Origin of the sequence: Paenibacillus sp. FSL R5-0701 (assembly GCF_037973995.1) — a bacterium.
GTDB lineage: Bacteria > Bacillota > Bacilli > Paenibacillales > Paenibacillaceae > Paenibacillus.
This window is the reverse complement of the sequence record NZ_CP150230.1, coordinates 3,123,340-3,136,938: the sequence shown is the minus strand read 5'-3', so window position 1 is coordinate 3,136,938 and position 13,599 is coordinate 3,123,340. Positions and strand designations below refer to the sequence as shown.

9 protein-coding genes are annotated in these 13,599 nt (G+C 44.6%); 3 read left to right on the top strand and 6 right to left on the bottom strand.

Annotated elements, in window-relative coordinates; genetic code table 11:
* Positions 1–34: 34 nt before the first annotated feature.
* Positions 35–3,772, bottom strand: a complete 3,738-nt coding sequence (locus MKZ13_RS13925; protein ID WP_339184769.1) for an alpha-L-arabinofuranosidase C-terminal domain-containing protein — start codon at positions 3,770–3,772, stop codon at positions 35–37.
* A gap of 385 nt (positions 3,773–4,157) precedes the next feature.
* Between MKZ13_RS13925 and MKZ13_RS13920 the strand changes: the two genes are divergently transcribed.
* Positions 4,158–6,575, top strand: a complete 2,418-nt coding sequence (locus MKZ13_RS13920) for a family 43 glycosylhydrolase (protein ID WP_339184767.1) — start codon at positions 4,158–4,160, stop codon at positions 6,573–6,575.
* A gap of 138 nt (positions 6,576–6,713) precedes the next feature.
* Here the strand turns inward: MKZ13_RS13920 and MKZ13_RS13915 are convergent, their stop codons facing one another.
* Complete coding sequence (locus MKZ13_RS13915) at positions 6,714–7,268, bottom strand: XRE family transcriptional regulator (protein ID WP_339184765.1); 555 nt, start codon at positions 7,266–7,268, stop codon at positions 6,714–6,716.
* Positions 7,269–7,399: 131 nt separating this feature from the next.
* Between MKZ13_RS13915 and MKZ13_RS13910 the strand changes: the two genes are divergently transcribed.
* Positions 7,400–7,981 (top strand): LysE family transporter, encoded by a 582-nt coding sequence (locus tag MKZ13_RS13910; RefSeq protein WP_339184763.1) that lies wholly within the window; start codon positions 7,400–7,402, stop codon positions 7,979–7,981.
* 50 nt (positions 7,982–8,031) lie between these two features.
* Here the strand turns inward: MKZ13_RS13910 and MKZ13_RS13905 are convergent, their stop codons facing one another.
* Positions 8,032–9,009: an MBL fold metallo-hydrolase gene (locus MKZ13_RS13905; RefSeq protein WP_339184761.1), complete on the bottom strand. Its 978-nt coding sequence runs from the start codon at positions 9,007–9,009 to the stop codon at positions 8,032–8,034.
* Between the two features lie 200 nt (positions 9,010–9,209).
* On the opposite strand from MKZ13_RS13905, the gene MKZ13_RS13900 reads away from it, so the two are divergent.
* A complete protein-coding gene (locus MKZ13_RS13900; protein ID WP_221819512.1) occupies positions 9,210–10,187 on the top strand; it encodes an alpha/beta hydrolase in 978 nt (325 codons plus the stop codon).
* Positions 10,188–10,274: 87 nt separating this feature from the next.
* On the opposite strand, the gene MKZ13_RS13895 is transcribed toward MKZ13_RS13900, so the two are convergent.
* From MKZ13_RS13895 to MKZ13_RS13885, 3 genes are all read right to left on the bottom strand, one after another.
* Positions 10,275–10,922 carry a hypothetical protein gene (locus MKZ13_RS13895; protein ID WP_339184758.1) on the bottom strand — a complete coding sequence of 216 codons (648 nt, stop codon included), beginning with the start codon at positions 10,920–10,922 and terminating at the stop codon, positions 10,275–10,277.
* Positions 10,923–11,232: 310 nt separating this feature from the next.
* Positions 11,233–12,714, bottom strand: coding sequence for a DHA2 family efflux MFS transporter permease subunit (locus MKZ13_RS13890; protein WP_221819641.1), 1,482 nt, complete (start codon positions 12,712–12,714; stop codon positions 11,233–11,235).
* Positions 12,715–12,782: 68 nt separating this feature from the next.
* The gene (locus MKZ13_RS13885) at positions 12,783–13,370 is read right to left on the bottom strand and encodes a TetR/AcrR family transcriptional regulator (protein WP_221819514.1); all 588 of its coding nucleotides are present in this window, start codon (positions 13,368–13,370) and stop codon (positions 12,783–12,785) included.
* Positions 13,371–13,599: the final 229 nt, after the last annotated feature.

Sequence of the window (13,599 nt, the reverse complement as noted above, 5' to 3'; positions counted from 1 at the left end):
TCTGCTTAAGGGGGCCTTTATTTATATATTTTGCTTACAGAAGATCCATAATAAGAACATTTACCGAATGAGCTGACAAACCAACGATCACTGATTCACCATTCAACTTGATCTCCTGTTCTTGGGGAACCACTTTCTCATCATTCTTCTGATTCACATTCGGCACATGCACCAAATGATCTTCTCCAGTAAGTGTGATCAATCTGGCTGAAGCATCAACCTTCAGATCCTGAAGGCAAATCCGGGTTGATTTATCCACGCCATCTGCATTCACCAGTTTCACATACACATGCCGTGCGTCCTTTGTAACAGAGTGGAATACTTCCCTGTTGTAAGCTTCCAGCTTGTAATCCAGAACCTTGCTGATATTGCGACCGTCTGTATAGGAGCAGATCAGATTCTTTCCTGTATCTCCACCATAGTTAACCGTGATTGTGTAATCGGTCCCATTCTCGAGTGGTTCATAGTTGGCCGCTCTCAGGTTACCCGCTGCCGAACTGGATGAATAGTCTCCTAAGGTATAACCCTCAATCCCTTGTTTGTACACCTTCACCGCTGTGGCACTTCCCCCGTAACTGATTGCGTACTCAATGACATCCTTGTTCTCGGACGAGATATCTGTCAGTCCCACGCCGATGTAAAAACCATCCTCACCTGAAATTCTTTCAGCCTCAACCTGCACCTTGTAGTTAGTCCATTCGTCATTCAACAGGTACAATCCATTCAATCCACTTGATTGTGCCTTCAAAATGAGTCCTTTTCCTTCGGCCAACGTATATCCTTCCGATCCGGGAATCTGGTTCCATGCCTCACTAGGCTCTGTGCGTTCCCTGAAATCTTCATCTAGCAATATGGCGCCATCCACATTGGACGTGACCGTGACTCGTTTCACCACGATGTCTGCATGACCTGTTGCAATCTCGATGCCGCCACGCGGAATGAGATTCAGCGGTTTGCCTTTGCTATAGGTGGAGAATGAAGTCTCGAGCACCTGATCTCCTACATATTTTGCAAAAAGCTGCTGTACATAATAATTCGGTGTATACCATACTGTTTCATCATCAAACCAGATGCAGTCCGGCGTCCAGCGGTAGGTACCGTCCGTTAGTACTTTGTTGAACAATGGCGCATAGGCAGCCAAACGAACAACGTCTGCATTATTTTCAAATCCGGTCATGATCGCAGCTTCTGCGACCGCTCCTGCCAGAGTGTTTTTGTCCGTGGAAGCATATTCTCCCACAAATACTTTGGATGTTTCTTTCCAATCGATACTTCCGTCTTCAAGATAGGCCCGGTCATAGTAGTTGTATCGATCTACGTTATTCAACAAATATTCATTGGAGCGGTAGTAGTGCTCATCTGCGATGGTGTCCATGTAATTGTCCTGGTTCTCATACCAGGTTACCGTCTCCTCAATCACCTCAGTACCATCGGCAAAAGCCACTTGAGCTGATCCGGTCAGATTTCCGCTGAGGAACTTCCATCCTTCCTGATACGCATCATCATCCGCCTGAGCACCAACCGTCGAGATAATATGCAGCTCATGATCAGGATAGTTCTGTTTCATGTACTCATCTATCGAACGTTTGAATACTTCGAAGTTGGCAAAAAATTCAGTGCCCCAGTTCTCATTACCTACACCCAGATAACGAAGATCGAATGGTTCAGGATGTCCCATCCGGCTTCGTACCGCCGCCCATTCGTTGTGTTCAAAGTCTGTACTGAGCGCAAAGTCAATCAGATCTGTAAAGTTGCGGATATAATAATCCCTTAAAGCGCCACCCGCAGGGTGAGCATAATCCGAGCGTGCCTGACACAACACACCGCAAGCCATGACTGGAACCGGAGCGGCATTCAGATCTTCCGCCAGTTGGAAGTACTCCATATAACCGAGGCCCATCGTCATCATGTAACCCCAGACATTATAATTTTCTTTGCGGAGCTCAACCGGACCCACAGAATCCTTCCAGTCATATACGTTATCCCAGATAAAAGATCCCTCCGAGATACATCCTCCCGGAAAACGCAAGAACTTTGGATGCAGATCTGCGAGTGCCTGGATTAGATCTTTTCTCAATCGATAGTTCGGGTTACCTGTGTAGTTGGCATGTGCCGTAGCCGATATTCCCTCTTCTGTCGGATCAGCTCCCCATACATTCTGAGGGACTAAGGACACCATATCGATCGAGATGTCACCTGCAAACGTAAGTGCCAGTTGACCAAGTACAGTCTCCGTTCCAATCAGAGACAAACCGTATTTCTTCCATGTGTTCCCGCCTTCAACATGCAGTGTTACCGAATCACTGATGGATATGTCCCTTCCATCCTGCAATTGAACGGTGATTGTTCCTGCCGATTCTGCTTTTGCCCATACGGTAAAGTCATAGGATTCACCCTGCTTGATGGACATGGCACAATGCTGGTTGGAGTCTGAGAATCCACGATTTCGAATCGTTGCCCCATCCTGAACCGTTACATAATAAGCATTTACTTCAGGGTCTTCCACGTTAAAATGAACGTTTAGTCCATCCGTATGTTGTACGAGCATTTTCTCCGTATCGCCTGACCAGGCAAACAAAGGTTCACGATTTCGACCTGTCGAACAACCACATTCTCCAGAGTCATGCGAGTACGTATCAAATGCAAAAGATTCAAATGATCGATTCTGAACAAGCTCTGCATAGATTCCGCCATCTGCCGCGTTATTAATATCCTCGTAGAACAGCCCATACATGACTTCACTGATATCAGCTACCTTCTGATCTCCATGGATGGTGACCGTATAAGGCGGGAGATGCGCGGGCACAACAGACACGTCAAAGCGTTGACTCTGCTCACTATCACCTCTGTTCAGAAGCGCACGGAGCGTAACCTCTTGTGCCGATGTGATTGCCTGGACCTCTCCGTTCTCGGTCAGGACTTCCGGCTTACTGGAACTCCATCCAACAGACACTTTACCACCCAACAAGTGTGCCGGCAGTGACACATCCTTGGTGATGATTCGGTTGGGGAAGGACAAGTACTTGTCCGCCGCAAGCTTCACAATCGCTTCATCTGTCAGTGATTCACACATGACTTCAATGACTTCATCCATGGTAAGCGCTGCTTGGTAGATCCGAAAGTCGGATAACGAACCTGCAAAGTCCACATCCGCTGCATACTGGGAACGTGCAATATAATTCTGGCTATAATTCTCAGAATCGGTGAAAGAGTCAAACCATTCGCGTAATTTGGCATAATTGCCACTGGACGTCTGACTGATCGATCCATCTGCCGCCTTCTCCCCGTTTACATATACAATTGGCCCTGCACTGCTCAACGTCCCCCCGTGGCTACCTGTTACGGAGAGTGCAATATGTATCCATTCTCCACTTGCAACTCCCCGGCTTGGGTGGACAACCAGACTATCACCAGCGTATAACGTACCCAGAAGCTGACGTGTCAGAAATAAATACGGTCCCTTCTCCCCTTTACCAAAGTCAAAAATGCGTTCCCACACATTAGACCCCTTACCCAGAAACACCCAAGTGGCAATCGTAATTCCTGTGTTATCGCTTACATCCCGAAGCAGATCTGAAGGTAATTGCAGATAAGAAGTTCCATTCGCTCCCCCGTTGAAAGTTACCGCTGATCTACCTCTCACCTCGGATACCACAGGTAGGATTTCACCTTTGGCTATAGCATCATGTCCCTTACCGGAACTGTCCTTTCCGATCTGAACGGTATCCTCGAACGTGTATTGTGCGATTAATTGATTTTGATATGTGCTCATGTTCTTACCTCCTATGTAGTTGGGGATTGTCGATTTACCCTTTTGATTCGCATTAATATAAAATGATTGATATATAGTTAAACACATTACTTAAACGTAATAATATCGCATCATCGATCCCAATTTCAATCCTAATTTGAGAAAGACAACTGATTTATTTGAGTGTAATGAGCCGTATCGGCTCTTCCCGTCTCTCTTTAATTATTCATTTTTAGTCTTATAAACTTTATATTTATGGTTTACAAACATATAAACCAATTGATAATATAACAAATGAAAGCGCTTGATTTAGGAGTTGCTCCAAAGGAGGGCTGCCAAACCTTATATCGTGTGTTGCCAAGTATCGGTTAATTTTTCATTCCGGGGATTAGGAAAGGGGAAACGTATGAAACGTTATTGGGTACGCGTACTTAACATTTCTGTACTAAGCACCGCATTAATTACTGCAACAACTTTGGCGCCGGTCTCGGTGTTTGCAAATGGTTTGGGGGCAACCTTGGGTAACTCGCAATCCTCCACCACAACTATCGCAACTCCTGCTCCATCATTCAAAAATGTTTCCGTTCATGACCCTTCTGTCATTAAAGTGGATGATACGTTTTATATTTTTGGATCTCATCTGCAAGTAGCCAAGTCCAAAGACTTTTTGAACTGGGATTTGGTCGCATCCGGCGTTACAGATAACAATCCTGTTGTCCCCAATGTAACCAAGGAATTCGCTGAAGCGCTGGAATGGGCGCAGACGGATACGTTATGGGCGGCAGATGTCATTCAGCTCGCGGACGGCAAATTTTATATGTACTACAATGCTTGTAAAGGGGACTCCCCGCGATCAGCGCTCGGCATTGCTGTCGCAGACAACATCGAAGGGCCTTATAAGGATCAAGGCATTCTGTTGAAATCCGGCATGTGGGATCAGATCAGTGAGGATGGTACCATTTACGATGCAACGATTCATCCCAATGTGGTTGATCCGGATGTCTTTTATGATAAAAACGGCAAGTTATGGATGGTGTATGGCTCATACTCCGGGGGGATTTTCATTCTGGAGATGGATGCAACGACAGGCAAACCACTGCCGAATCAAGGTTATGGCAAAAAGCTGACCGGAGGCAATCATAGTCGTATTGAAGCACCTTACATGCTCTACAGTCCCGAAACCGATTATTATTATCTGTACCTGTCTTACGGTGGACTAGGTGCTGATGGAGGATACAACATTCGTGTTGCTCGCTCCCAAACACCGGATGGGCCTTTCCTCGATGCGGAAGGAAACGATATGATCAACGTTAAAGCTGACAAGGATAAACCATTGTTTGATGATCGTTCTATTGAGCCTTTTGGAGTCAAATTAATGGGGAACTTCCTGTTCGAGAGACAGATCGGTGATCCGGGCACAGGCCTAGGTAGCGGCTATGTATCGCCAGGACATAACTCTGCTTATGTTGATCCGGAGACTGGCAAACAGTTTCTTATCTTCCATACCCGCTTTCCAGGGCGTGGCGAAGAGCATGAAGTTCGCGTACATGAGATGCATATGAATGCAGATGGTTGGCCCGTTGTTTCTCCATATCGCTATGCGGCTTTGGGAGAGGATACAACGCAACTGACAACTCAGGATATCGCTGGTCAGTACCAATGGGTGAATCATGGTAAGGACATCACGGCGGACATTAAGTCATCCCAGACCGCTCAGTTCACGGCAGATGGGCAGATTCATGGTGCCGTGACAGGAACTTGGAGTCTTGACGCAGACAACAAGGTTCAGATCACTTCGAATAACGTTGTGTACAAAGGCGTTTTCACACATGAATGGAACTCGGAATCTCAAAGTACGGTTCTGACCTTTAGCGCCCTCTCCTCCTCCGGAATTGCCATCTGGGGAAGTCAAGGTGTTGAACGGAGTGATCAGGACATTGTAGATGCGGTGAAAAAGGACCTGAGCATTAGCAATACGGATCACGTGTTCTTCAATCTGTCTCTGCCTACCAAGGGAACAAGTGATGCAGACATTACGTGGAAAAGCTCCAATGCTTCGGCTCTATCCGCTACAGGTGTAGTGCAGCGACCACGCGCTGGTAAGGGTGATGCCAAAGTCAAATTAACCGCCACGATTCGTAAAGGAACTGCGGTAAGCTCCAAAACGTTTAACGTTATCATTCCACAGCAAGCGGTAAGCCCATTGCTCGGGGAGTATACTTTTGAACACAAGAAACTTGCCAAAGTCGCACAGGATTCCAGTAAAAACAAATATCACGGACAAGCCTTTAATGTGGTCAGTTCTACTGCTGGTGGCAAAAATCAGGCTGCCACATTTAACGGAACCGACAGTTACATTCAGTTACCTGGACTCATTACAGATACAACGGATTTCACGTTTAGCGCCTGGATCAATTGGGACGGTGGCGGGTCTTGGCAGCGTATTTTCGACTTTGGAAATGGCTTGACGAGGCATATGTTCCTTACTCCCTCCCAACATAATGGGGCATTACAATTCACCATCCATAATGAGGGACGGGATCAGAGCCTGATTGCAGCAAATCCACTGCCTGTTAAAGAGTGGGTTCATGTGGCTGTAACCCTTCAGGGCGATGTAGGAACTCTGTATGTAAATGGTACATCGGTTGCAAGCAGCTCTGAGATTACTTTTAACCCGAAAGATCTGCAGGTAACGGAAGCTTATGTAGGCAAGAGTCGTTATACGGCTGATCCGTTCTACAACGGAAGCTTGGATAATGTAAGAGTATATGATAAAGCATTAACAGCCAAGGAAATCCAGCGTCAGGCCAAAGAAAAGCCTTAACTCAGAGTCCCCTATCGCGAGCGGTTGGGCTCCATCATAGTGCACACATCAATAAAGCAGCCAATGTATTGAACCGAACCCTTTGTGAGACACAACTAACAAAGGAGTTTCAGTTCATTACATCAGGCTGCTTTATTGTCACTTTGAATAATGAATAACCATGTTCAATCTGTTCGACTTAGCACCGGAGTTAATATAGGTATGGGGCTTGTCTGCACGGAAACGGATCGACTCCCCTTGGTTCACCATATATTCTTCCGTCCCTACCCGAATCGTAACTTCTCCTTCAAAAACCATAATAAATTCTTCCGTACCTTCAATATGCGGTTCAGCATTCAACGCAGACTTGGGGTCCATATCCATCATGTACATTTCAAAGCGACGTCCTTCTTCAAAAGGAAAATGCGGATATATTCGAACCCTGCCCTCGTCTTCCATCAATACTTGAATATCATCGCCCGTTACAACGGTAGTATCTGACTTCGGCTCGTGAATCAAAGCAGTAAAGGAGGTTTTCAGGCCATTAGCAATCTTCCACACGGTTGCAATGGATGGATTGGATTCACCACGTTCAATCTGACCAAGCATGGTCTTGCTAATACCAGACATTTCGGCGACCTTGTCCAGACTGAGTTTTCGTTGTTCCCTAAGCTGTTTCAGGTTCTGAGCAAGAATACTATTAATGTTTTTCAAAATCCATCCTCCTCATTTTATATTTATGTGTTGTGCTTTATAACGTACATATTGTACAATAATAAAGACCGTACGTTATAACGTACATTTCAGTTCATTATATCACACAACTAAGAAAACGTGGAGGAACCATGAATATCATACCTTTAGTGACCTATGCAATCATTGCTTCATTTACACCCGGACCCAACAATATCATTTCCATGACACATGCCAGAAATCAGGGGTTCCTCAAGACCCTTCCTTTTATTAGTGGAGTTGCAACTGGCTGCCTGCTTATTATGTTTCTGTCCAGTTATTTCAACCTTATTCTTCATCAATACATTCCTAGAATCACACCTGTCTTGAACGTCTTAGGATGTGTGTATATGCTCTATCTGGCACTCAAAATCATGCGAAGTAAACCTGCAGATTCGCAAGACAACAAGGTCAATCATTATTCATTTCTATTTGGGTTCACCCTACAATTCATCAATCCCAAAGTCATTCTGTATGGGCTTACTGCCATATCCGTTTTTGTTCTGCCTCTTGGGCAGTCCCATGTTCATTTAATCGTATTTGCCTTGCTGCTCACCTTCATCGGTATTAGTGCCAATATGACCTGGGCGTTTGGTGGTATGTTATTCCAGAGCTTTTTATTAAGATACGAGCGTCCTGTTAATATCGTCATGGGTATGTTGTTAATTTACAGTGCACTATCGATCCTGATGTAAATGCAATAGAAAAAGCGTCCACTCATTCGATGAGCTGAACGCTTTTATTTTTATCCTAATTCCGGTCTCCACCATGGACGTGTAGGGTAATCCTCCTTATGAAGAACAACCTTCTCGCCGATTTTGGGAGTTGCAATCTTAACGTTCAAAGCATGTGCAGCCTTCGTAATCCGTTCAACCGGTTCATTCCAGGCATGATAGGCGAGCGTGAATGCGGCCCAATGAATCGGAATGAGCAACTTACCCCCTACATCCAAATGCGCTTGCACCGTTTCTTCCGGCATCATGTGAATGTTGGACCAACGCTCGTCATATTGCCCACACTCCATCAAGGTCAGGTCAAATGGACCATATTTACTGCCAATTTCCTTGAAATGAGGACCGTATCCGCTGTCACCACTAAAGAATACCTTTGTATGTTGTCCAGCGATGACCCACGAACACCATAAGGTAGAATTACGGTCGAATAATCCTCTGCCCGAGAAATGGCGAGCTGGCGTGCAAGCGAATGTTAAACCTTTGAACGATAACTCATCCCACCAGTTGAGCTCGGTAATCTGTTCTGAAGGCACACCCAGTTGAATCACTCGACGACGGACGCCAAGTGGCACGATAAATCGCTTTGTTTTATCCTTCAATCTGCGGATGGAGTCATAATCCAGATGATCATAATGGTCATGCGATATAATGATTGCATCAAGCGCCGGGAAATCCTCCGGTTGAATCGGTAGATTCGTGCTATAACGTTTGGTACCTACCCAGGATACGGGGGATGGACGATTGCCCAGCATCGGATCAAAGAGCAATCTGTGACCTTCAATCTCAAGCAAAAAGGCCGAATGACCGAACCATGTAACCTGTGGATTATCGGATGCATTCAAGGTTTCAGCAGGTTCACATATCTCCATAGGCATCGTGCCAGATGGCCTCCGCTCTACATTGCCACGCATGGAATCTCTCAATATACTGATTAGGGATTTGAAGTTCATGCCGGCTGATGTCGGAAGCTGATTTTCGTATTTTGTCATTATACATACCTTCTGTTCTATATAATCAATCTGTGATTCAACTTTTGTTTAAGATATATTCATATCGTAGCTATATATTAATTCATTGGCCGTTGATATACAATTTTCGGTTAATTAAGATAGAATTAAGACTCTGTTTTCTCTCGTATAAGATTAGGCATATATGATAGAGAAAATACATGGAGAGTATGTGAGAGAACATGAAGAAATGGCGCAAAAGATTAGTTAAGTTTTTGATATTTGACCTGGCAATAGTTCTGTTGCTTCTGGGTACTGGCGTGATCTACCAACAAGTGGGTTTAAGGCAGGATGCCAAAATACTCGTCCCCCCTGGAAAGCTCTACGAAGTCCATGGAGACAATATGCATCTATATACTGGAGGAGAAGGCGATGTAACAGTCGTCCTCGCCTCCGGCTGGGGTACTGCTAATCCCTATGTAGATTATTATCCATTATATGAAAAGCTTGCTCCCAACACTAAATTCGCTGTATATGATCGATTTGGCTATGGATATAGCGATCGGACCGATAAGAAACGTGATGTCGATACCGTAGCTGAAGAATTACACGAGTTATTGCAGGTATCTGGACAGAAGCCGCCTTATGTATTAGTTGGACATTCGCTCGGCTCGCTGGAGACCATCCGTTTTGCACAAAAATACCCGGATCTCGTGAAAGGCATCGTCATGATTGATGGCGGGAGTCCCGAATATTATTCGAATGACGATGACTCTTTGGCAGACACAATTGGTGGTTTTGCGAATAAATTACGTATCCAAACCGGACTATTCCGCCTCTCGATGCAATCTGACTTGGTTGTCGAAACTTCCAATGCCAATCGTAATGAATTGAAACTTGTACCCGACGATCTAAAAAAATTGGATACAACTGCGCTGTTGTACAACTATGGTAATGCTAACACGTTGGATGAATTACGTGAAATAGCTGCCAATGCCAAAGTGGTCGTAGATCACAAGCAAAAATTACCGTTTCCCCTCACCATACTGACCGCTGATTACCTCGGTGCCAGTGAACCCGAATGGGACAAAACTCAAGTTGAATTTAAATCCTGGTCGGATGATTCAAAACAGGTGACCATTAAAGATACCGATCACTACATCCATCAATATCGCCCGGACTTCGTTGCGGATGAGATATTGGCCCTGGTGAAGAAGTAACGTACACCCTGCTAAAGTAAGGCTATGTTATCTCATACTTAAAACCCCAAAGATTCTCTAATATCTTTGGGGTTTTAAGTATGAGATTTATTGTGCTATCGCCAGTCTTGGCCGTTGGGACCTGAAATCGCTGAAAGCTTGTTCGATCTCTAATGAAGTCAACTGGTGACGATAAAAGTACTTTTCCATCGCCTCCATTTCGGTTTGATCGCCCTTGTAGATGTTATCAATTCTTCGAATGATCTGGTTATATAAGCTCTCACGTCTGGAGTTCACAGGCTCACACAACCAAAAGTTCGTTCTCTTCACTTCACCTGTCTTGGTCCAGAGCAAATTCTCATATCGGATCACATCCCAGTCCCAATATCCAGCATGAATCTGCTGAAGTTCCGTCGTAAACATATCGTATATCAAGTTGGGAGGAATGTGTCCATATGTCACACGGTACTCTTTCAGTTTGAATGCTTCAATCCACTCTGTCAGGGTGTACTCACCTGGTGAATACGCATACAATTTAGGTGCATAAGGATTACTCTGCAATGCCCTAAGTGCCTCACTTTCCATCTCCCCATCCAATCTTGCACGTGAAGCATATACCTTGAGACAATAGTCTTGCAATCTATATACAACCGAGCGATTACTGATAAGCGAAGCCTGTAGAGTGAGATGGCCGTTTTTTTCGTAGTGCAACAGCATCTTTTCAATGTTATCGCCAATGGGATTAATGATGATCATAATGATGTCTCCTTGATTAAAAATAAAATATAAACCGTTTTCGAATTGGTTAAAAATTGTACTAATACATTCTATATTACCCTTTTATATTAGTATGAACATATACAATTTTGCCGGAACATGAAGTATTTGCTCTGAAATTCATTCTTTAAACCGCCGTATTCCGTCTACATTATTACTCTAATGGCTGTAACCCGTTTCACGTCAAGACCAAAAAAGGGCAATATGTAAAAACAAAAAAAACGATGGGCTCCTATACTAGGAACCCATCGCTCTTATATTATATCAATTATTCATGTTAGTTAATGGATTAATGCATAGGACCTTGTTGTCCTGGCGTTGATCCTACTTTGACCCGTTTCACAAAGAGTGAAGTAATCAGACCGATAATCGACAGAACTAATGCAAATACAAACGCATTCTGTACACCTGACGTGAAACCTGCCAGTTGATTTTCTGGACTTTCCGGGTTCGCCACTCCGCTCAAAAAGCGGGATTGTCCTGCGCTCAGTATACTTACCGCAACAGCCGTACCAATCGCTCCGGAAACCTGTTGCAACGTATTCATGATGGCAGTACCGTGAGGATAATACTCACGTGGCAATTGGTTCAGACCATTCGTCTGTGCAGGCATCATAATCATCGAGATTCCGACCATCATGAACACATGCAGCGTAATGATTTTCGCCAGTGTTGTTGTAGGTGTAATTCCAGTGTACATGAAGAGTACAACCGTTACGATAGCCAGACCAATAATCACAAGCCACTTCGGACCGAACTTGTCAAACAGTCGACCCATAACCGGAGACAGTAAACCATTCAGCAAACTGCCCGGCAATAGAACCAGTCCGGCAGTTAACGCTGTAACGGCCATACCTTGTTGCAGATACATTGGCAGGATCAGCATGGATGACAGCATCATCATCATACAGATGAATATCAGGATCAAGCCAATCGTAAACATCGGATATTTGAACGCTCGCAGATCCATCATTGGCTGTTTCATTCTCAGCTGACGGATGCTGAATAACAACAAGGACAGTGCGCCGATTACGATAGTGGAGATAACAACCGGACTTGTCCAGCCACCGCCAGTTTCTCCATGTCCTCCTGCACTACTGAAGCCGTATACGATACCACCAAAACCAAGGGTAGAAAGGATAATGGACAGTATGTCAATTTTGGGCTTGGTCAGTTTCGAAATATTCGGCAAGAACAACAAGCCGCATACCAGTGAGATCAGGAAGAACGGCAAGGAGATCCAGAAGATCCAATGCCAGCTCAGATTAGCCAGGATCAGACCGGAGATACTCGGACCACTTGCTGGCGCAAACATGATAACCAAACCGATCAATCCCATGGCCGCTCCACGTTTTTCAATCGGGAAAATAACCAATATGGTGTTAAACATCAGTGGCAACAATAGTGCTGTACCTATCGCCTGTAGTACCCGTGCCACCAATAGAATTTCGAAACTAGGTGCAAGTGCAGCAACAAATGTTCCTGCAATCGAGAAAATCAAAGATGTTGTAAACAGCTGTCTTGTGGTAAACCACTGCAGCAACATACCGGATACCGGTACCAGGATTCCCAACACAAGCAAGTAACCTGTAGTTAACCATTGAATCGTTGTAGGACCTACTTCCAGTAGAGCCATAAGTGGCGTCAATGCCACGTTTAATGCCGTTTCTCCAAACAGACCAATAAAGCCGCTCAGCAGCATCGCGAACAAAATCGGAAATACCTTGTATTGCTGTGTTTCTTGTTGATTCTGTGCAGAATCAGCCTTCATGGAAACCTCCACGATCCCATCCTCCTCAAACGTATCGAACTTTCTTTTTCTCTGTCTCTTGCTATAAATTATTGAACCTGTTTGGCGTTCTTCGTCACAACCGACAAATAATCAGCAGCCGTCAGCAGAGGCTGTTTATCCTGATTCGTCAGGCTGATAATCAGTGCTCCCTCCATCAAAGAAATGATCAGAAGTGCCGTCTCCCGCGCCTTCTCTTCACCAACGCCATCCAGAATCAGATGTTTCTTAATGACATCCTGCCAATCTGCAAATACACCCTGACATGCAATACGTAACTGCTGACTAATACACGATGTCTCCACAGCTGCCCAGAAGCTGAATGGCAGAAATCCGGTAAACCCGGCTGCTTCTGTTTCATGAGCCAAATCATGAATAAATCTCTGAATGGCGTCCCCCGTATTGTCATGGGCTGCAAATGTTTTCTCAAATGTCAGCAGGATATGTTCATTGGCTTTTTGAATACACTCGTGCGCGAGCTCTTCCTTCCCTTGCGGGAAATAATGATACAACGACCCTTTCGGCGTACTACTCTCTTTGATGATCTGATTCAGACCGGTCGCATGATATCCTTGTGAAAAAAACAGTCTCGCTGCTGTGCTGACAATAGACTCTCTAGCATTAGACTTTTCACTCAACGAAAGCCACTTCCTTCAAATAATTATAACAATCGGTCTATATAATTAAAACCGCTCAGATCGGCACTGTCAATCATTTTTATTTCAAATTTATTTGAAAGCATTTTCATATCAGAGTCATCATATCATCCTCTTTTTTAATTATTACCTTTTATACATTTGATTCTGAGAAAGTAGGGAACTTTTCCCTGTCTTCGAATAAACATACATCAGTGTGAGTCACACTTAA